Annotated in this window: 18 protein-coding genes and 1 pseudogene; 10 read left to right on the top strand and 9 right to left on the bottom strand. The window is 71.8% G+C overall.

Going from position 1 to position 19,957, the window contains the following annotated elements:
- Positions 1-59: 59 nt before the first annotated feature.
- From C0R66_RS01490 to C0R66_RS01480, 3 genes are read left to right on the top strand one after another with little or no spacing between them, the layout of a single operon-like run.
- Complete coding sequence (locus C0R66_RS01490) at positions 60-701, top strand: FMN-dependent NADH-azoreductase (protein ID WP_101523197.1); 642 nt, start codon at positions 60-62, stop codon at positions 699-701.
- 32 nt (positions 702-733) lie between these two features.
- Positions 734-2,107 carry an FAD-binding oxidoreductase gene (locus C0R66_RS01485; RefSeq protein WP_101523196.1) on the top strand — a complete coding sequence of 458 codons (1,374 nt, stop codon included), beginning with the start codon at positions 734-736 and terminating at the stop codon, positions 2,105-2,107.
- A complete protein-coding gene (locus C0R66_RS01480) occupies positions 2,104-3,000 on the top strand; it encodes an LLM class flavin-dependent oxidoreductase (RefSeq protein WP_101523195.1) in 897 nt (298 codons plus the stop codon). Before C0R66_RS01485 ends, C0R66_RS01480 begins: the two co-directional genes overlap by 4 nt.
- Positions 3,001-3,157: 157 nt before the next feature.
- Here C0R66_RS01480 and C0R66_RS01475 read toward each other — a convergent pair whose 3' ends face one another.
- From C0R66_RS01475 to C0R66_RS01440, 8 genes and pseudogenes are all read right to left on the bottom strand, one after another.
- A complete protein-coding gene (locus tag C0R66_RS01475; protein WP_101523194.1) occupies positions 3,158-4,441 on the bottom strand; it encodes a hypothetical protein in 1,284 nt (427 codons plus the stop codon).
- A complete protein-coding gene (locus C0R66_RS01470) occupies positions 4,438-5,331 on the bottom strand; it encodes an ABC transporter ATP-binding protein (RefSeq protein ID WP_101523193.1) in 894 nt (297 codons plus the stop codon). The genes C0R66_RS01475 and C0R66_RS01470 overlap by 4 nt, the downstream gene beginning before the upstream one ends.
- On the bottom strand, positions 5,324-6,169 hold the full coding sequence (locus C0R66_RS01465; protein WP_101523192.1) for an ABC transporter ATP-binding protein: 846 nt from the start codon (positions 6,167-6,169) through the stop codon (positions 5,324-5,326). The genes C0R66_RS01470 and C0R66_RS01465 overlap by 8 nt, the downstream gene beginning before the upstream one ends.
- On the bottom strand, positions 6,162-7,073 hold the full coding sequence (locus C0R66_RS01460; protein WP_101523191.1) for an ABC transporter permease: 912 nt from the start codon (positions 7,071-7,073) through the stop codon (positions 6,162-6,164). Before C0R66_RS01460 ends, C0R66_RS01465 begins: the two co-directional genes overlap by 8 nt.
- Positions 7,073-8,086 carry an ABC transporter permease gene (locus tag C0R66_RS01455; protein WP_101523190.1) on the bottom strand — a complete coding sequence of 338 codons (1,014 nt, stop codon included), beginning with the start codon at positions 8,084-8,086 and terminating at the stop codon, positions 7,073-7,075. Before C0R66_RS01455 ends, C0R66_RS01460 begins: the two co-directional genes overlap by 1 nt.
- Complete coding sequence (locus C0R66_RS20050) at positions 8,083-9,009, bottom strand: ABC transporter substrate-binding protein (RefSeq protein WP_338418206.1); 927 nt, start codon at positions 9,007-9,009, stop codon at positions 8,083-8,085. The genes C0R66_RS01455 and C0R66_RS20050 overlap by 4 nt, the downstream gene beginning before the upstream one ends.
- Positions 9,010-9,080: 71 nt before the next feature.
- A pseudogene (locus tag C0R66_RS20045) lies at positions 9,081-9,683 on the bottom strand (ABC transporter substrate-binding protein); the annotation flags it as partial.
- 213 nt (positions 9,684-9,896) lie between these two features.
- Positions 9,897-10,796: a LysR family transcriptional regulator gene (locus tag C0R66_RS01440; RefSeq protein ID WP_101523187.1), complete on the bottom strand. Its 900-nt coding sequence runs from the start codon at positions 10,794-10,796 to the stop codon at positions 9,897-9,899.
- 139 nt (positions 10,797-10,935) lie between these two features.
- Between C0R66_RS01440 and C0R66_RS01435 the strand changes: the two genes are divergently transcribed.
- The 6 genes from C0R66_RS01435 to C0R66_RS01410 are packed head-to-tail and all read left to right on the top strand — an operon-like array spanning position 10,936 to position 16,554.
- The gene (locus tag C0R66_RS01435; RefSeq protein ID WP_199286759.1) at positions 10,936-12,294 is read left to right on the top strand and encodes an NtaA/DmoA family FMN-dependent monooxygenase; all 1,359 of its coding nucleotides are present in this window, start codon (positions 10,936-10,938) and stop codon (positions 12,292-12,294) included.
- Complete coding sequence (locus C0R66_RS01430; RefSeq protein ID WP_101523186.1) at positions 12,291-13,034, top strand: alpha/beta hydrolase; 744 nt, start codon at positions 12,291-12,293, stop codon at positions 13,032-13,034. Before C0R66_RS01435 ends, C0R66_RS01430 begins: the two co-directional genes overlap by 4 nt.
- Positions 13,031-14,053 (top strand): LLM class flavin-dependent oxidoreductase, encoded by a 1,023-nt coding sequence (locus tag C0R66_RS01425; RefSeq protein WP_101523185.1) that lies wholly within the window; start codon positions 13,031-13,033, stop codon positions 14,051-14,053. Before C0R66_RS01430 ends, C0R66_RS01425 begins: the two co-directional genes overlap by 4 nt.
- Entirely contained in the window at positions 14,046-15,239 is a 1,194-nt protein-coding gene (locus C0R66_RS01420) for a CaiB/BaiF CoA transferase family protein (RefSeq protein ID WP_199286758.1), read from the top strand. The genes C0R66_RS01425 and C0R66_RS01420 overlap by 8 nt, the downstream gene beginning before the upstream one ends.
- A complete protein-coding gene (locus C0R66_RS01415; protein ID WP_101523184.1) occupies positions 15,224-15,976 on the top strand; it encodes an enoyl-CoA hydratase/isomerase family protein in 753 nt (250 codons plus the stop codon). Before C0R66_RS01420 ends, C0R66_RS01415 begins: the two co-directional genes overlap by 16 nt.
- A complete protein-coding gene (locus tag C0R66_RS01410; protein ID WP_158647823.1) occupies positions 15,976-16,554 on the top strand; it encodes a cysteine dioxygenase family protein in 579 nt (192 codons plus the stop codon). The genes C0R66_RS01415 and C0R66_RS01410 overlap by 1 nt, the downstream gene beginning before the upstream one ends.
- Before the next feature lie 73 nt (positions 16,555-16,627).
- On the opposite strand, the gene C0R66_RS18510 is transcribed toward C0R66_RS01410, so the two are convergent.
- Positions 16,628-18,379, bottom strand: coding sequence for a discoidin domain-containing protein (locus C0R66_RS18510; RefSeq protein WP_158647822.1), 1,752 nt, complete (start codon positions 18,377-18,379; stop codon positions 16,628-16,630).
- Between the two features lie 239 nt (positions 18,380-18,618).
- On the opposite strand from C0R66_RS18510, the gene C0R66_RS01400 reads away from it, so the two are divergent.
- Entirely contained in the window at positions 18,619-19,704 is a 1,086-nt protein-coding gene (locus C0R66_RS01400; RefSeq protein ID WP_101523182.1) for an SDR family oxidoreductase, read from the top strand.
- The last annotated feature ends 253 nt before the right edge of the window (positions 19,705-19,957 follow it).

Here is a 19,957-nt window from a genome sequence, read left to right as displayed (position 1 = left end):
CGTGTGACTTGAACATTCAAGCGGGGTCGATCCTCGCGCCCCCTCGTCAGGAGACTCCCGTGTCCATCCTTCGTGTCGATTCCTCCATCCAGGGCGACCACTCCGCCAGCAGCGCGCTGGGGGACCTCGTCCTCACCGAGCTCACCACCGCGCACCCCGACGCCCCCGTCGTACGCCGGCACCTCGGCCGCGACCCGCTGCCTGCGGAGGCCTGGGCCTCGGCGGTCGTCGGCGGCGCCACCGCGGAGACGGACCGTACTGACGCGCAGCACCAGGCTCTGGGCCTCGCGCAGCAGCTGGCCGACGAGCTGCAGCAGGCCACCACGGCCGTGCTCGCGCTCCCGCTCTACAACTTCGGCGTCTCCCAGCACGTGAAGTCCTGGATCGACCTGGCGCTGGCCGGCGCACCGCAGGGCGCCCGGCTGCTGGAGGGCACCCCGACCGCTCTGGTGGTCACCCGCGGCGGCGCCTACGGCGCCGGGACCCCGCGCGAGGGCTGGGACCACAACACCGACTACCTGCGTCGGATCCTGGTCGACCTGTGGGGCGCGGACCTGACGCTGATCGAGCGCGAGTTCACCCTCGTCGGCATCAACCCCGCTCTCGACGAGTTCGCCGAGCTGGCGGCGGTGATGCGCAAGAGCGCCGAGGAAGCTGCCGTCGAGACCGGAGCCGCGCTGGCGGCCCGGCGCGCCGCCTGAGCCACCCAGGACCGGTCAAGAAGAGGCGCATCATGACGCAGCACGGACGGGCAGTCCGATCCGACCTCCGGGCGCACCGCCGTCCCGGGATCGACTACGACGGACTGCCCGACGTGCTGGCCGGGACCGCGGTGGAACCCGGCGACGCTGCGTACCCGGGTGTCCGGTCGACGTACCTGCGCGGCGGCAGCCCGGGGCTGGTGCTCCGACCGCAGAGCCCGGCCGAGGTGGTGGAGGCGGTCGCGGTCGCCCGGCGCCACCAGCACCTGCCGCTGGGAGTCCGCAGCGGCGGTCACGGCATCAGCGGTCGCTCCACCAACGACGGCGGCCTCGTCATCGACGTCGGCGCCCTGGACGCGATCGAGGTCCTCGACGCATCCCGTCGACTCGTCCGCGTCGGGCCCGGCGCGCGGTGGAAGCACGTCGCCAGCGCCCTCCAGCCCCACGGCTGGGCGCTCGGTTCGGGCGACTACGGCGGGGTCGGGGTCGGTGGCCTGGCCACCGCCGGTGGCATCGGGTTCCTGGGCCGCAAGCACGGTCTGACCATCGACCACCTGCGCGCCGTCGAGATGGTGCTGGCCGACGGCTCCGTCGTACGGGCCAGCGACACCGAGCACCCCGAGCTGTTCTGGGCCGTCCGCGGCGCCGGCGCCAACTTCGGCATCGTCACGTCGTTCGAGTTCACCGTTGACGAGGTGCCCGACATCGGCTGGGCCCAGCTCGCCTTCCGGGTCGACGACCCGGCCGCGTTCCTCGAGGAGTTCGGTCGCGTCACCGATGCCGCCCCACGGGAGACCACCCCCAACCTGATCATGGGCAGATCCGGGGTCGCCCAGATCATGGCGATGGTCGCCTCCGACGACCCCGACGTCGTCGTGGCGCAGCTCCAGCCGTTCGCCGAGATCGCGCCGCTGGTCCAGCAGCAGGTGGTGATCGCGCCGTACGCGGCGGTGATGAACATGTTCCCCGACGCGCCGCACCAGGGACGCGGCGAGCCGGTCTCCCGGTCCGGGCTGGTCACCGAGCTCACGCCCGAGGTCGCCGCTGCGAGCGCGCGGCTGCTCGCCAGCGGCGCGGTGCACTGGTTCCAGCTGCGCAGCATGGGCGGGGCGGTCGCCGACGTGCCCCGGGACGCGACGGCCTTCGCGCACCGCGACGCCCGATTCTCCATCGTCGCCATGGGCGCCAACGCCCAGCGCGTCGACCGCGCCTGGGACCAGCTCCGGCCGCACCTGTCCGGCAGCTACCTGAGCTTCGAGACCGACACCGGCCCCGACCGCATCCTCGAGGCGTTCCCGCCGGCCACCCTGGCCCGGCTGCGGGCCCTGAAGGCCGAGCTCGACCCGACCAACCTGTTCCGCGACAACTTCAACCTCGCCACCCCACCCACCAGGAGCCTCGCATGACCGACTACGGACACGACCTGCTTTTCGGCACCTTCGTCACCCCGACCAACCAGCCGGTCCACCACGCGGTGGAGCAGGCGATCGTGGCCGACCGGGCCGGCCTGGACCTGGTCACCTTCCAGGACCACCCGTACGTCGCGAAGTTCCACGACACCTGGACCTTGATCGCCTACGCCGCGGCCCGTACCGAGCGGATCCACCTCAGCGCCAACGTAACCAACCTGCCGCTGCGCCCGCCCGCCGTGCTCGCCCGCAGCGTCGCCACGGCCGACCTGCTCTCCGGCGGACGCGTCGAGCTCGGCATCGGCGCCGGTGCCTTCTGGGACGGCGTGGAGGCCATGGGCGGGCCTCGGCGGACCGCTGGCGAGTCGATCGCGGCCCTGGAGGAGGCGGTCACCATCATCCGCGGCATCTGGGACACCGACCAGCCGGGCGGCCTGAGCGTCACCGGCACCCACTACTCGGTCAGCGGCGCCAAGCGCGGACCGGCGCCGGCCCACCACCCCGGCATCTGGATCGGCGCCTACAAGCCACGCATGCTGGACCTGACCGGCCGGGTCGCCGACGGCTGGCTGCCCTCCCTGCCCTACCTGCCCGGCGGCGCCGCCGACCTCACCGCCATGAACAAGCACATCGACGAGGGCGTCGAGTCCGCCGGGCGGGACCCCCGTGCCGTACGACGCTTCCTCAACATCTCCGGCGCCTTCGCCCGCACCAGCACCGGCGTCCTCCAGGGCCCGCCCGAGCAGTGGGTCGAGGAGCTCACCGACATCGCCCTCACCTACGGCACCAGCGGGTTCATCCTCCCCTCCGACGACACCGCCACCACCGAGCTGTTCGCGGCCGAGGTGGCCCCCGCCGTACGACGTGAGGTCGCCGCGGCGCGCGCCTGAACGGCCCTGTGGCCACCCGCGCGAGTTGCTTTGTCTCAAGGACGTGCTTGCCTGAGTCGATCAAGGGTCGTGCTGCGCTGCGCCCCCAGCAGGGTGGCTCCACGCCGACCCAACGAGCCGCACTCGTGCCTTCGTTCTTGCCGGTGACCGGGGCTGGCTACCCGGCGACGGCCAGGTAGCGGAGGCTCACCGTGAAGGTGCCCACGTCGAACGCGTCATCCCCTTCGGTCCAGAACTCCCAGTAAGCGCCCGGCAGTCGCCGGCGGTCGCGGTCCGAGCGCTCGACCCCGTCGCCATAGACCGGGTCCTCGACCCATCGCGTTCGTCCTGTGCTGCCGGAGGACACCATGGCCTCGGCTCCCGGCCCGCCCGCTCCCGCGGAGAGGTGGCCGACGTCGGTCCCGCCCGGGTTCGTCGGCTCACCGGCGAAGGCGACCCGGATGGCGTCCACCCCGCGCACTGCCTTCGGCACCGCCAGGAAGTGCTGTGACCGGGCTCTTCCCATGAAGGGTTGGCTCGGCTCAGCCCGGTGGGTCAGTCCGCCCGCGAGACGGACACTGGGCGTCACCTCCCCACCGGGGACGGTCATCTGGCACTCGGGAGTCGTACTGCCGCTGCACGGCGAGATCCACGCCTTCTGCGCCGTCAGCACCCGGGTCCGTTGACGCCACACCAGGCGATCCTGGGAGACCCACAGCCGCAGCGGCTTGCTGGCGCCCTCGTTGCCCAGCCTGTCGGCCCCCGACACAGTGGCGAGGTAGCGACCTGGCGGCAGCGGGCGTCCCCGACTGTCGCGACCCTCCCAGATCAGCTCGTCGTCCCGGTCCAGGGAACGCAGGTCACGGCGCAGCACGACGCCACCGGACGCGTTGCGGAAGGTCACGACACCGCTTCGCACCTCACCGTCGGAAACCCGGCCGACGAACAGGCGTACGCCGTCCCGGACGGCGACGGAGCGCGGGTAGACCTTGGAGACCTGGTCGCGAGGGGCACCGAAGCGCTCCGAGACGAAGACCCCTGACTCGAACGTCAGGTCCAGCGACGCGAACGACTCCGCGCGACCCTGTGGCGTCAGGAGGTGGACCTCGTACAAGCCCTCTGGCACGAGCCTCCCCTGTGGGGTCCGCCCGTTCCACCTCCAGGTGTGGCGGCCTGCTGGCTTCCACCCGAGCGCGACGGTGAACGGCGCAACCTTGGTGCGCGGCTCTACCCGGATCTGGACGACAGCGCCGACTCGGAGCTGGTAGCCGACCTCGAGACGGTCATGGTCCCCGTCCCCGTTGGGCGAGAAGCTGGGGTAGTCCTCCAGGAAGCGCGGCCCGTTGTCGGCAGGTGCCGCAGCTTCGAGAGAAGCCGCCGTGGCGGCCTGGCCCCCGAGAAGTGTCGTCAGCAGCGCAGTCAACAGCGCCGTCACCATCAGTCCGAGCCCCCGTGCGTTCATGTCCGAAGACTAGGGCCCTGGTCCCTGGCCTCGTCGCTGTCCAAGAAGGCCTGACTCAGCTGCCTGCGAAGCTCGTTGCGCTCATGCCGGGTCAGCGCCTCCCCCGAGAGCAGCGGCGCCGAGCCGACGAGCAGCCTGGTGTAGAGGTGCTGCGGGTCGGTGACCACGTCCTGGGTGCGGCCGGACTCCACCACGACTCCCTGGCTCAGCACCACGGTGCGGTCAGTCACGCCGGCCACCGAGCCGAGGTCGTGGGAGATGTAGAGCATGCCGATGCCCTCGTCGCGCAGGGCGGTCAGACCGTCGATGATCCGCACCCGGGTCGCCGCGTCGAGCGCGCTCACGGGCTCGTCGAGGATCAGCAGCTTGGGCTCGGTGATCAGCGCCCGTGCGATGGCCGCGCGCTGTCGCTGCCCACCCGAGATCTCGGCCGGATAGCAGTCGAGCAGCTGAACGTCGAGCCGGGCCTTGCCGGCGTACTCGCGGACCTTCTCCTTGACCGCCGCCCGGGACAGGCCGCCGCGGATGCGGAGCGGCTCCGCGATCGAGTCGCCGATCGAGACGTCGCCGTCGAGGCTGCGCAGCGGATCCTGGAAGACGTACTGCACGACGCCGCGGCGCCGGAAGGCGCGGCGCTGGGCCCGCGAGTGGACGTTGACGTGCTCACCGTCGACATGGATGTCACCGCCGCTGAGCCCCACCAGGCCGAGGACCGCGCGCGCGATCGTGGACTTGCCCGAGCCGCTCTCCCCGATGAGTCCGACGATCTCGCCGCGGGCGACCTGGAGGCTCACGTCATGGATGACGTGAGTGCTGGTGCGGCCACGGCCGTAGTGCACGTCGATGCGCTCGAGGGCGAGCAGCGGACGGGTGCGGGGCAGGTCAGGCATAGGTGGCGACCTTCCGTGACGAGGCGAGGGCGTGCTTGGCGAAGAAGTAGTCGAGCCCGTACCGCTCGTGCTCGGCGATGAGCAGCTGGGTGTACTCGTGCTGCGGGGAGCGCAGCACGGCCTCGGCGGTGCCATGCTCGATGACCTCCCCGTCCCGCATCACCAGGACGTCGTCGCACAGCTGGGCGACGACCGCCAGGTCGTGGGAGATCACCACGAGGGAGAGCCCCTCCCTCTCCTTGAGCTCCACGAGGAGGTCGAGGATCTCGGCCTGCACGGTCACGTCCAGGGCGGTGGTGGCCTCGTCGGCGATGAGGACCTCGGGTCCCAGCGCGATGGCCGCGGCGATCAGCACCCGCTGCAGCATGCCGCCGGACAGCTCGTGGGTGTACTGCTGGTAGACCAGCTCGGGGTCGCGCAGGTGCACTGCCTCGAAGAGACGCAGGGTCTCGGCCCGCGCCTCGGCACGGGACAGGCCCTTCTTGACGCGCAGCACCTCCTGGACCTGCTTGCCCATGCGGATGGAGGGGTTGAGGTAGGAGCCCGGGTCCTGGAACACCGCCGAGATGACGGTGCCTCGGGTGTCGATCCAGTCCTGGGCGCTGAAGCTGGTCGTCGCTCGGCCCAGGATCTCGATGGAGCCGCGGGTGATCTCCAGGACGTGCGGCAGGATGCCGAGCACGGCGCGGATCGTGATCGTCTTGCCGCTTCCGGACTCGCCGACGATGCCCAGCACCTGGCCCCGCCGCAGGTCGAGGTCCACCCGGTGGACGAGCGGTGCTCCCGTCACCGTGTTGGTGATCTCGAGGTCCCGCACGGTGAGAACGCTGTCAGACATGGGTGTCTCCTTCGGGGGTTCCAGCGGGGGATGGTGCCGCGACCAGGGGGCGACGGCGTGACCGCCTGGCCTCCCGAGCGGCGAGGAGCTGCCGGCCCGACTCGCCCGTCACGTCCCGGATGGCGTCGGCGAGCAGGTTGCAGGCCAGCACCGAGACGAGGATGAGCACGACCGGGACGAACGGGGCGAAGGGCCGGATCGCGATGAACTGGAGGTCGGTGGCCAGCACGCCGCCCCAGGTCGCGGTGGGCGGGGTGACACCGATGGAGAGGAACGTCAGGCTCGCGATGACCACCAGGCCCATGCCCAGGGTCGTCGCGAACGAGATCGCCAGCGGCGGCAGCACCTTGACCAGCACGTGCTTGGAGACCACCCAGCTGGTGCTGGCCCCGGCCAGGACGGCCGCTTCGACGTACTGCGAGCTCTCGACGCCCATCGTGGCGCTGCGCGCCACGCGGTAGAAGACGGGGGCGAGCAGGATGCCGACCGCGAAGAGCGCCTGCACCACGCCGTTGCCGAGCAGGGCCGTCATCGCCACCGCGAAAACCAGGAACGGCAGCGCGATCAGGGTGTCGGTCAGCCGCAGCGAGATCCACTCGAACGTCCGGCCGAGGTAGATCGACAGCATGCCCGGCACCGTCCCGAGGAGGAAGGCCAGGACCGCGACGAACAGCGCGCCGGCGAGGCTCAGCGCGGAGCCCGCGAGCAGGCGGCTCAGCACGTCGCGCCCGAGGTAGTCGGCGCCGAGCCAGTGCCCTCCCGAGGGACCGGTCAGGGGGTCCCCGACGGTGGCGTTGGGTTCGTACGGCGCCAGGAAGCCGCCGAGGACGGCGAGCAGGACCAGGAGCGCCAGCATCGTCACCGCCACCTGCCCGCTCCGGAGCCGCAGCACGTTGCGGACCATCACACACCTCTCTTCGATGCCGGGATGAGCAGGGCGAGGACCGCGTTGACGACCAGGTTGAAGACGACGACGAGGATCACCGCGACCACCAGCACGGCCTGGACGGCCGGGACGTCGCCCTTGATCGCCGACTGCGCGGAGAACAGGCCGTAGCCGGAGAGCTGGAAGATCGACTCCGTGACCACCGCACCGCCGAGCAGGTTGGGGAACTTGAGCCCGAGCACGGCGATGGCCGGACCGACGCCGTTGCGCAGGGTGTGGACGAAGAACACCCGGCGAGGGCTGAGACCGCGCACGATCGCCCCGGTCACGTAGTTCTCCTTCGAGGTGTTGAGCAGGCCCACGCGCAGCTGCCGCGCCATGTCGGAGATGGTGTCCAGGCTGAGCGCCAGCGCCGGCAGGATGATGTGGCTCAGCCACGGCCAGAGCCCCTGCTCGAACGGCACGTAGCTGGCGGCGGGGAGCCACTCGAAGCGGACCGCCACGACGACGATCAGCGCGATGCCCACGATGAAGGGCGGCATCACGGAGATGATCGAGGTGAAGATCGTGACGCCCCGGTCGAACCACGAGCCGTGGTAGTGCGCGGCCAGGGCGCCGAGGGCCGACCCGACGACGACGCCCAGCACCAGGGCGAGCACCGCCACGGAGAGGCTGATCGCCGCCCGGCCGGCGAGCAGCTCGCTGACCGGGGTGTTGTTCGCCCAGCTCACCCCGAAGTCGCCGCGGAGCACGTCGCCGAGCCAGTCGACGTACTGGACGAGGAAGGGCCGGTCCAGGCCCCACTCCTTGTTCATCGCCTCGACCGCCTCCGGCGTGGCGTTCTCGCCCAGCTGGATGACCGCCGGGCTCCGCCCGCTCAACGCGCCCAGCAGGAAGGTGAAGATCGAGCCGAGCAGAAAGACCGGGACGAAGGCGGCCAGCAGCCGCCCCGCGCCGGCGGCGACCCGCCGCAGACGGTGGAGGGCGGGCCGGACGGTCCAGTCCGTCCCGCTCTCCGCGAGCACGGTCATCCGACCGTGATCCCGTTCCAGCGGAAGAAGCCGTCGGTCTTGCCGAAGTCGGAGACGTCCGCCGACGTCACCGAGGCGGTGGGCGAGGTGTAGAGGAAGACGCTGCCGCCGGTCTCGACGCCGACCTTGGCGGCAGCCTGGAGGTAGTCGTCGTAGTTCGGGTCGTCGAGCGGGGTGGTGAGTACCTTCTGCCGCGCGGCGGTGTAGGCCGGGTCCTCGGTCGCGGAGAGGTTCAGGATGCCGGACTCCGAGAAGTGCTCGTCGAGGGCGAGCAGCTTGTTGTCCCGCCCCACGTAGCCGTAGACCGCGGCCTGCTGGGTCTTGCCGTAGTAGCCGGGGTAGAACGACGTGGTGTCGTCGGCGACGATCTTGACCTTGAAGCCCACGGCCTCCAGCTGCTGCTGGAGCTGCTCCGCGGGAGCCGACGTCGTCGGGAAGACGTGGACCTCGATCGAGAGGTCCTTCTCGCCCGACTCGGCGAGCAGCTTCTTGGCCTTCGCCGGGTCGAAGGCGATCTCCTCGTCGATGGCGGGGTTGAACGCCGGGTTGTTCGAGGGCACCGGGTTGGCGCTCGCGACACCGAGCCCGAAGGTCAGGTTCTTTACGAACGCCTCGCGGTCGATGGCGGCGTTGAACGCCTCGACGACCTTGGGGTTGGTGAAGGGGGCGATCTTCTTGTTGACGTTGACGAACGCGGCGACCCAGTTGGCCGCCGTGTCCGCCCACACCTTCAGGCCTGAGGACTTGGCCGACTCGACGTTCTGCGGCGACAGGCTGAGCGCGAAGTTGTAGACGCCGGTCTGCAGACCGGAGAGCACCGTGGCCGGGTCGGTCTGCAGGCTGACCTTGACGCTGTCGATCTTGATGTTGTCGGCGTCCCAGTAGCCGTCCCACTTCTCCAGCGTGATCGACGCGCCGGGCACGACCTTGACCACCTTGAACGGGCCCGCCCCACGGGACCGGTGGCGTTGAGGGTCTTCAGGTCGCTCTCCGCGGCCTGCTTGCTGGCAATCAGGGCGGAGCGGTTCGCCAGGATCAGCGGGAATCCGAAGTCGGTCCGGATGAGGTCGATCTGGACGTGGGTGGCGTCCACCGCCTTCACGCTCTTGATCTCGTGGTACGCCGCCTTCAGCGCCGAGTTCTCCTGGGAGAGGCCGCGCTCGAGGTGGTAGACGACGGCCTCGGCGTCGAGCGGGGAACCGTCCTGGAACGTCAGCCCCTTGCGCAGGGTCAGCGAGAGCCGGTCGCCCTTGTCGTTGAAGGTGTACTCGGTCGCGAGGGCCGGCTGGATCTTGCCGGCCTCGTCGAGGGTGAAGAGGGGCTCGTAGATCAGCGAGAGCGTCTGGGTGGTTGCGGTGGGGCCGAGCACCACCGGGTCGTACGCCGGCACGTCGCCGGGGTTGGCGATGTTGAGGACGCCCCCGGTGCCGCTGCCGGCGGCACCGGACGAGCTCGAGCCACCGCAGGCGGCCAGGAGCGAGGCGGTCAGGACGGCCGCGGACGCGGCGACGAGGGAGCGCCGCACGCGGTTCGTGCGACGGCGGACGGTGCCGCGGGGGGCGGGCGCAGCCAGGGTGGGGCGCGACTTCTTCCTCATGGTGCGATTCAGCCTTTCTTGCGGCCAGGCCGCGCTGCCGGGGTCGTCAGGACCCCGTGGATCGGGCGCCACCGCTGAGGCGGCTGCGAGTCCTGAATATAAGTTAGTTGATCGACTTAATCCGGGACGGGTACGAGGGTGCCCGTCAGGACGCCTGGAGTCCAACAACGCTTTCTCGCCGCATTCATCGCCCAGCGCGATGGGTCACCGCGCTCACACCGCCACGTCGACACCCCGCTCCGCACGTGGGGCGGCGGCCACCGTCCGGCCCAGGGCGTCGGCGACGAAGGCGAGCAGCCCGGGGTCGATCCCGGAGCGCCCCCACACCGCGAACTCCAGCGGCGGCACCAGCGGCAGGTCCTCGACCTCGACGAGACCCGTGGGCACCTGGCCCAGCGTGGCCATCAGCGCGACCCCCACGCCCGCGGCGGCGGCCGCCTGCACCCCGGCGAGCTGGACCGCCTCGCCGACCACGCTCGGACTGAGCCCGTGGGCGTTCAGCGTCTCCACCGCGCGCACCCGCAGCGCGCACGGGCTCTCGAAGACGACGATCGGCACCGTGCCGTCACCGGGCAGCCTCCACCCGGGGGCGGCGTACCAGGTGAGCTCGAGCGAGCCGACGGTCAGGGCACTGGCCGACCCGTCGAGCTCGGGGTTCGCCGTCGGTCCCGGCAGGATCGCCAGGTCGAGCCGACCCGCGGCGAGGTCCTCCCGCAGGCGGACGCCGCGGTCGAGCCGCAGGCGCACCTCGTGCCGGAGCAGGGCACTGCCCATGGCGCCGGTCAGGGCGGGCAGCAGCTGGGCCGCGGCGTGCTCGGTGGAGCCGATGGCCAGCGCCGGGACCTCGTCGGGGAGGAAGTGGGCCAGGGTGCGGTCGTGCAGCTCCAGCAGCCGGCGCGCGTAGCCGAGCAGCGCCTCGCCGTCGTGGGTGAACCGCGAGGACCGCCCGTCCCGCTCGAACAGCCGCCGCCCCACGGCCAGCTCCAGACGGCGTACGTGCTGGCTGACGGCCGCCTGGCTCAGGTGCAGCGCGTCGGCGGCTCGCTGGAAGCCGCCGTTGTCAGCGACGGCGACGAAGCTGCGCAGCGGGGTGATGTCGAGGGTTCCTGGCATTGCTCGGCAGACCTGTCCGTCCTACCCATCAGCGGACGTGATGGATGAAGTGGTGACTCATTGTTGGACATTGTCTCGTAACTTAGTTGAGATTGTGTTCAATGCGACTCGAGAGGTTCGGGCGCGTATCACGGATTGGATGATGATGGCGAAGCGGCAGATTCACCTGGGGGCGGTCACCACCCCGACCGGCGGCCCCGGTCAGCACACGCTCTGGCACGACCCGGACATCCCGGGCGACGCGAGCGTCAACATCGGCTGGTACCTCAAGGCCGTCAAGGAGGCCGAGGCGGCGAAGTTCGACCTGCTCTTCATCGTCGACAGCCAGTTCATCACCCCGTACTCGCCGCCGCACTACCTCAACCGGCTGGAGCCGCTCACCCTGCTGAGCGCGCTGGCGACCCACACCACCAACATCGGTCTGGTCGGCACCTTGACGACCAGCTTCAACAGCCCGTTCAACCTGGTGCGCCGCCTCGCCTCGCTCGACCTGATCAGCGGCGGCCGCGCCGGCTGGAACGTGGTCACCACCGGCGACGCCGGGACCGCACTCAACTACGGCCTCGACGAGATGTACGACTACGACACCCGCTACGGGCGGGCCCGGGAGTACGTCGAGCTCGCCCGCGCGCTGTGGGACTCCTACGAGGACGACGCCTTCCCGCGCAACCGGGAGACCGGGCAGTTCCTCGACGCCGCGAAGCAGCACACGCTGAACTGGGAGGGCGAGTACTTCAAGGTCCGGGGCCCGCTCAACATCGAGAGCTCGCGCCAGGGCGCCCCGGTGATCTTCCAGGCCGGCGACTCCGACCAGGGCCGTGACCTCGGCGCCAGCGTGGGCGAGGGCATCTTCACCCACGCACCCGACGTGCCGAGCGGCCAGGCGTTCTACACCGACATCAAGGCCCGGGCCCGGGACAAGTTCGGCCGCAACCCCGACGAGCTCGTGGTGATGCCGGGGGTCCAGGTGGTCGTGGCCGACACCGACGAGGAGGCCCGCGAGCTCGAGGCGCACTACCACGAGGTGGACCACACCTTCGAGGCCGCGCTGGGGGAGTTCGGGCGCCCGTTCGGCTGGCACGACTTCACCCAGTACGACCTCGACGCCCCCTTCCCGGCCGAGACCCTCGCCTACGGCGAGCGCTCGTTCTACACCCAGGCGCAGGCGATCACGAAGCGCGCCGTCGACAACGGCTGGACCCTGCGCGAGGCCGTCGAGTCCACCCGGGTGTGGCGCAAGCGCGAGTTCGTGGGATCGCCGTCGACCGTCGCCGACAAGCTCGTCGAGTGGTGGGAGGCGCGGGCCGCCGACGGCTTCAACATCCACACCGGGCACCCGGCGAACTTCTCCCGCTTCGTGCAGGAGGTGGTGCCGATCCTCCAGGAGCGCGGCGTCTACCGGAAGGACTACGAGTCCGACACCCTGCGCGGCAACCTGGGCCTTCCGGTCCCGGCCAACAGGTACGCCGCGGCGCGCACCTCGGGCGCGAGCGCATGAGCACCGGGGAGCGGGGCCCGGACGCCTGGGACGAGCCGACCGGCGCGGTCCCGCGCGGGACGCTCATCGTCGTCCCGGGCCGGGGTGAAACAACGGCGCAGTACCAGCGCTTCGGCCGGCGCATCGCGGCGGAGAGCTGGAAGGTGCGGCTGGTAGCCCTGGACCTCGACGACACCGAGGGCAGCCGCACGGTCCTGGAGAAGCTGGTCGCCGACGAGTCCCTGCCGGCCCCCAAGGTGCTGCTCGGCGCCGACACCGGGGCCAGCTGGGTGGGTCGGGTGGCCGACGACGTGCACGCGGACGCGGCGATCATCGCCGGTGCCGCGTCGGCCTCCTCGGCCTCCTGGGCCGGCGTGGACGACTGGGCGGCCGAGCTGGACGCGCGCTCGGCGTGCCCCGTGCACCGCGGAGTCCTCGAGGGCGACAGCGCCTTCGAGCGCGGCGCGCTCAACCTGCCGCTTCCCCGCGACTGGGAGGCACCCGTCGTACCGGAGCAGCCCACGCTGGTGCTGCACGGGGACGCCGACACCGTCACGGCCCTGGACGAGGCCGTCGCGCCGTACGCCGGCGTGCCCCACGCCGTGGTCAAGGTGGTCCACGGCGGACGGCACGACGTGCTCAACGACGCCACGCACCGCGCGGTCGCGGCGACCATCGTGCTCTTCCTGGAGTCCCTGCGCCTGGGACGCGACCTGCCGGCGATCGTCAGCGAGCTCGCCCTGGACGGGGTCACGGCATGAGCCCGCAGCACCGCTTCATGCTGATGAGCCTCATCCCGCACGAGCCGGGCGCCGACGTCTCCCAGCGCTACCGGCAGCTCGGCGACACCGCCGCGTTCGCCGAGAGCCTCGGGTTCGACGGGTTCGGCGTCGGCGAGCGCCACGAGCCGACGTACCTGAGCTCGTCGCCGGCCGTGCTGCTGGGCTACCTCGCGGCTCGCACGTCGACGATCCGCCTGTTCACCGCCGCCACCACGATCGCCATGCACGACCCGGTGCGGGCCTACGAGGACTACGCCACGGTGGACCAGCTCTCGGGTGGACGGCTCGAGCTCATCATCGGGACCGGCCTCGGCCCGACCTCCGCCAAGGTCTTCGGCATCAGCGCCGAGCAGCAGACGCCCCTGACGGTCGCGTCGTACGAGCTGCTGCGCGACCTGTGGCACAACCGCTCCGCGACGTACGACGGTGGGCTCCGGCCCGCCCTCGACGGCGTCGAGCTCTCGCCCCCGCCGAGGCAGCCGCGGATCCCCGTCTGGCACGCCGGGCTCTCCTCGCGCGAGTCGGCCGCCCGGCCGGCGGCCTGGGGCGAACGGCTCGTCAGCGGCAACCTCTTCGCCACGATCGACGCGGTGGCTCAGCACCTCGCGACCTACCGGGAGGAGTGGGCCGCGAACGGCCGCGACGCGGCCGAGGTCCAGGTCGGCGTCGGGGTCGCCGGGGTGCACGTCGCCGCGAGCAGCCAGGACGCCCGCCGGCAGTTCCGGCCGGCGTTCGACTGCCAGATGCAGCAGTTCGGCCAGGTCTTCGGCCGGCTGCCGTACGACGACTTCGAGTCCTACCTGGCCACCAGCACCGCCCTGGTCGGCAGCCCGGCGGAGGTGCGCGAGAAGTTCGAGCAGCTCCAGGGCCGCCTCGGCCACACCATGACCTACCACCACGCGGACTCCCCCGGCCTCGACCCGGCCACCTGGCGCGCCGGCAAGGAGCTCTTCGCCGAGCACGTCATCGCACCCGTTCCCGAGGTGGCCAGTGCCTGAGCGCAGTCGTCCAGCCGCTCCCCCGCTGCGTCGACCCCTCGAGGGCGTCCGGGTGGTGGAGCTGGCGCACGTGGCCGCCGGGCCGTTCGCCGGGATGCTGCTGGCCGACCTCGGCGCCGACGTCGTCAAGGTGGAGCCGCCGAGCGGTGACCAGATGCGCGCCTGGCCGCCGTTCGCCACCTCCGCCGACGGCGAGCAGCGGTTCAGCCACAACTTCGCCTCGGTGAACCGCAACAAGCGCTCGGTGGTCGCGGACCTGAAGGACCCGGCCCAGCTCGCGCACGCCCGGCAGCTGATCGAGGCCGCGGACGTGGTGGTGGAGAACTACCGTCCGGGCGTGCTCGACCGGCTCGGGCTCGGCTACGACGAGGTCACCGCGGGCCACCCGGGGCTGGTCTACTGCTCGATCTCCGGCTACGGACTCTCCAGCCCGTACGTCAACGACGGCGCCTACGACGTGGTCATCCAGGGCATGTCCGGGCTGATGAGCGTCACCGGCGACCCCGACGGGCACCCGGTGAAGGCGGGAGTGCCGGTCGGCGACTTCACCGCCGGCCTGTACGCCGCCTACACCATCGCCGCGCTGCTGCCGCAGGTCCGCGACAGCGGACGTTCGGTGCACGTGGACTGCCCCATGCTGGACTGCCTCATCGGGGTCTCGGCGCTGCAGACGAGCGAGTACTGGGGGTCGGGCCGGGAGCCGCAACGTCTGGGGACCGCGCACCCGCGCAACGCGCCGTACCAGGGGTTCGCGGCCGCCGACGGGGAGTTCACGGTCGCGGCGGGCAACGACCGGCTGTGGCACGCCGTCGCCGAGGTCGTCGGGCTGCCTGGGCTGGTGACCGATCCCCGGTTCCTGACCCAGCTCGACCGGGTCGCGCACCAGCACGACCTCGAGGCGCTGCTCCAGGAGCAGTTCCACCGGGAGAAGCGGGAGCACTGGCTCACCGAGCTGCGCGCCCGCGGGGTCCCGTGCGGTCCGGTCAACACCTTCGGCGAGATGCTCGCCGACCGGCACGTCAGCGACACCGGGCTGGTGGACGAGCTGGAGGTGCCGCTGGCCGGCCCGACGCCGGCCGTGGTGTTCCCCGCGCGGATCGCGGGGCTCGACCCGCGGCTGGACCGGGCGGCGCCGCTGCTCGGCCACGACACCGCCGAGGTGCTCGCCGAATGGGCGGCGCGGTGACGCTCCGGGTCCGGCGCGGCGCGGTCTGGCAGGTCGCGCTCGACCGGCCGGACCGCGCCAACGCGCTCTCCACCGAGCTGGTCGAGGCGCTCCACGGCGTGCTGGAGGAGGCCGCGGAGGCCCGCCCCGACGCGCTGGTGCTGCGCGGCAACGACCGGCACTTCGCCGCCGGGCTCGACCTCGCCGACCTGCCCCAGGAGACCGACGGGTCGCTGGCCCATCGGCTGCTGCGCATCGGCCTCGTCCTGGAGCGGCTGCTGACCCTGCCCTGCCTGACCGTCGCGGTGGTCGAGGGCGCCGCGATCGGCGCCGGTGCCGACCTCGCGCTGGCCTGCGACAGGCGGATCGGCACCCCGGGAGCATCGTTCCGGTTCCCGGGCTCGGCCTTCGGCGTCGTCCTGGGCACGGCGCGGCTCTCCTCGCAGGCCGGCGCCCACCGGGCCCTGGACGGCGGCCGCCGGCGGGACGCGTCGGAGGCACTCGGCGAGGGGCTGCTCACCGAGCTCGCCGACGACCCGGAACCCTGCGTCGACGCCGTGCTGCGCACCTGGGCGCTCACCGCTCCGATCGCCCGGCCCGGTCTGCTGGCCCAGGCCCGTGCCTACGACGCCGACGGCGCTCTCGCCGCGCTCGCCCGCTCGGTGGCCGAGCCCGGCCTGCAGGAGCGCGTCCTGGCCTATGCCGCCACACCCCGTCAGCCGTCCCGCCAGCCGTCCCGTCAGAGAGAGAGCGTGTGATGACAAGGGAGATCGTCCCCGTGCAGAGCGACATCCCCGAGGTGGCGGAGTTCGCCGCCACCGTGCGGGCGCTGATCGACCAGGGCCTGGACGAGCAGGCCCTGACCGCGGCGGTCCACGGGGAGCTCACCGCACTGCTCCGCAGCGGCTTCGAGATCCCGGAGCTGCTGCGACGGCCCGACCCGGAGCGCTACGTGATGTACCCGCTGCACGTCGCCGCCGACGGCGCCTTCTCGATCGCCAGCGCCGTCTGGGACGTCGGCCAGGGCACGCCGGTGCACGGCCACGAGACCTGGGGCGTGGTGGGCATCTACAGCGGTGTCGAGGTCGAGACCCGCTTCCACAAGCCCGCGGCACCGGACGTCCCGCTGGTCGCCGAGGGCAGCGACTCGTGGACCGCCGGTGAGGTGACGGTGTGCTGCACCACCGACGACGACGTGCACCAGGTCTCGTGCGGTGGCGCCGAGCCGGTGATCGGCATCCACGTCTACGGCGCCGACATCGGCACCCTGCCGCGGCGCAGCTACGACCCGGAGACCGGGGCCGTGCACTGGTTCACCTCCACCTGGGCACGCTGAGGCAGGGCCCGGGCAGCGAGCCTCCTCGGCCAGGTCTGGCTCCGACCTGACCGAGGAGTCCGTCGCGCTCAGGTCAGCGGCAGCCGCCCCACGAGCCGCGTCCGTGCTTCCGCGCGGCGCGCTGCACCTTGGTGTAGGCCTTGCGCTTGGTGAAGGACCCCTTGGCCACCAGCAGGTGACCGCCGCGCACCAGTCGCTTCCCCAGGTCCTTGCCGCCCACCATCACGTAGCGGCTCGAGGCGCGCTTGCCGGATGCTCGGGCGTCGCGGACCAGGACCACCTTCTTGCCCTTGGCCAGCACCTTCCGGGCCGCCTTCCGGGCGGCGGGACGACACGACGACCGGGGCTGCTTCACCCCGACGAGCCGGACCACGGCCTTGCTCCCGTCGGCCAGTCGCACCCGGACCCGGTCGGGCCGGGGCGAGCCGAGCACCGTGGCGTTGACCCGCCGCTGCTCCGTCGTGGCGCCGGCGCTGGTCTCGGTCGCGGTGGGCGCGGGAACCTGCGTCGCCGTGCCCGCTCCCGTCCCGGCTCCGGTGCCCGCTCCCGGGGACCCCGACTCCGCCGGCCCGTAGACCTCCAGGTCGAAGAGCGAGATGCCGTAGCGCGTCGCGCGCTTGGCGGCACTGACCCGGACGTAACGAGCCTGCGTGGCGTCGAAGGTGGCGGTGTCGTGCCCGCCGTCCCCGTTGATCGTCTCCCACACGGTGCGCCAGGTGGCGCCGTCGTCGGAGACCTCGATCCGGTAGCCGGCGGCGTACGCCTTCTCCCAGTTGAGCACCAGCCGGTCCACCGACCGGCGGGCGCCGAGGTCGACCTGCAGCCAGGCGCCGTCCGCCCACTCACCGCTGGCCCAGCGGGTCGAGGTGTCGTTGTCCACGGCGTACGACGGTGCGTAGCCGTGCTCGGTGCCCGAGGCCTGGACCTGCCGGCCGCGGGCCAGGTCGGTGCCGAAGAGGGTCTCGTAGACGATCTTCGCGCCGGCCTCCATGCCGGAGGCGAACGGGTGGTACTCCATCGCCTTGAGGATGTCGATCCACTTGCCCTGCACCCAAGCGTCCTCGCCCGCGCAGGCGTCGTGGCCGCGCGAGGGGCCGTACAGGTCGACGTACTTCGCGCCGCGCTCCGCCGCGGCCTCGGCCAGCGCGGTGTTCAGCTGGCGCTGGAGGCTGTCGGCCCAGAGCATGTCCTTGCCGGTCATCGGGACCGCGCCGTTGGTGCACGAGCCGCTCTCCGGCATCAGGCGGAGGTAGCCGACGACCGCCACCTCGGCGTACGGCGACCGCTCGCGGATGCCGTCGAGCACGCCGAGCACGTCCTGCTTGGTCTTGACGATCTTGGCGGCCATCAGGTCGACGCCGCCCTGGGTGAACTCGTCCTGGCACGGCGAGCCCTCCGGGTCGCTGGGGGCGAGCGCGGGGCACTCGTCGATCAGCGTGCCGAAGAGGCCGCCGTCGTTGCCGCCGATGCCGAGGGTGACCAGGTCGGTGTCGGGGCGCAGCGCGTCGAACTGCGGCGGCGCGGTGCCGAGGATGCCCTCCTGAGGGGTGGTCATGTGCTCGGTGCGGGCCGAGGAGCACGAGACGTCGGTGAGCTTCACGCCCAGCCGATCGGCCAGGATCCGCGGGTAGTTGTTGGTCGAGCGCGCACACGGCGCCAGGCTGGTCGGCGGGATCAACGGGCCCGCGGTGAACGAGTCGCCGAGCGCGACGTAGTGGTCGAAGGGACGTGTCGGCACGGCGGCCTGGGCCGGCGTCGAGCCGGCCAGGACGGCGGCCACGGAGCCGACGAGAGTGAGCGCCAACGTGGCGCTGAGGCGTGACAAGAGAGGGAACCTTCCCGAGGTGTGCGAGTCCGAGGGGCTGCAGCCGGGGGAAGCGGGGAGGGAGCTGGGACCGCGGGTGTGCGGAGACCTCCGGGTGTCGGCGTGTGACACCCCGGCGCCGACGCCGCCCCTCCCGGTAACGCCGGCCGGAGCACCGTAAGCCGGGCCGGGCGCAAAGACCAAAGTGGTCCAGACCACACTGGTGTCGTAGACCGATCCCCCACCGCGAGAGGACTGCCATGTCCGAGTCAGCAACCACCTCACCGGGGCGCGCCCTGGTCGTCGGAGCCACCGGGATCGTGGGGCAGTCCGTCGCCCGGCGACTCCTCGAGGACGGCTGGGAGACCTATGGCCTCTCACGCAGCGGCTCGACGCCCCACCCCGACGTACGCCCCGTCCGTGCCGACCTCGGCGACCCCGCGGGGCTGGCCACGGCGCTGGCCGACGTGGCGCCGGAGTTCGTGGCGATCACCGCGTGGACCCGGATGGAGACCGAGTCCGAGAACATCCGGGTCAACGGCGGCGCCGTGCGTGACCTCCTGGCGGCGCTGTCTCCGGGCAAGTCGCTCAAGCACGTTGCCCTGATGACCGGGCTCAAGCACTACCTCGGCCCCTTCGAGGCCTACGGCCAGGGCGCGATGCCGGACACCCCGTTCCACGAGGACGAGGAGCGGCTGCCCTACCCCAACTTCTACTACGCCCAGGAGGACGAGCTCTTCGCCGCCGCCGAGCGCGACGGGTTCACCTGGAGCGTGCACCGCTCCCACACGGTGTTCGGGTTCGCCACCGGCAACGCGATGAACATGGTCGCCACCCTGTGCGCCTACGCCTCGCTGTGCCGCGAGCGGCACCTGCCCTTCGTCTTCCCCGGCTCGGAGAAGCAGTGGAACTCGCTGACCGACGTCACCGACGCCGGCCTGCTCGCCGAGCAGATGACCTGGGCCGCGCGGACGCCCGCGGGTCGGAACCAGGCGTTCAACACCGCCAACGGCGACGTCTTCCGGTGGCGCTGGCTCTGGCCCCAGATCGCGGCGTGGTTCGACCTGGAGTGGGAGGGGTACGCCGGGGCGCCGCGCACGCTGGAGGCCTCGATGGCCGGCACGGAGCCGCTGTGGCGGGAGATGGCAGCCAAGTACGACCTGGTGGAGCCGGACCTGTCCCGCGTCGCGTCCTGGTGGCACTCCGACGCCGACCTGGGGCGCGAGATCGAGGTCGTCACCGACATGAACAAGAGCCGCGCCGCGGGCTTCTCCGCGACCCGCGACTCCCGGAAGACGTTCTTCGACTACGCCCAGCAGTACCGCGACGCCCGCGTCATCCCGTGAGAGCTCGTCCCCGGCCTCCCTTCCTCAGTGCTCCTCGGTGGCGGCACGGGAGTCGGTGAGGGAGAGCAAGCCGAAGGTCGCGACCAGGCCCACGATCACCGCCAGCACCAGGAAGGTGACCCGCTCGCCGTGGAAGAGCGAAGGAGTTCGTGGAGAGCGGTCTCGAGCCGGCCGAGTTCCTGCGCAGGTACGCCGACCGCTGGCGGGCGCTGGACCTGCTGCTGGCGGGGATCCGGCTGCAGTCCGAGAGCTG

Origin of the sequence: Nocardioides houyundeii, from assembly GCF_002865585.1 — a bacterium.
GTDB classification, from domain to species: Bacteria; Actinomycetota; Actinomycetes; order Propionibacteriales; family Nocardioidaceae; genus Nocardioides; species Nocardioides houyundeii.
This window is presented reverse-complemented; position numbering and strand designations above follow the sequence as displayed.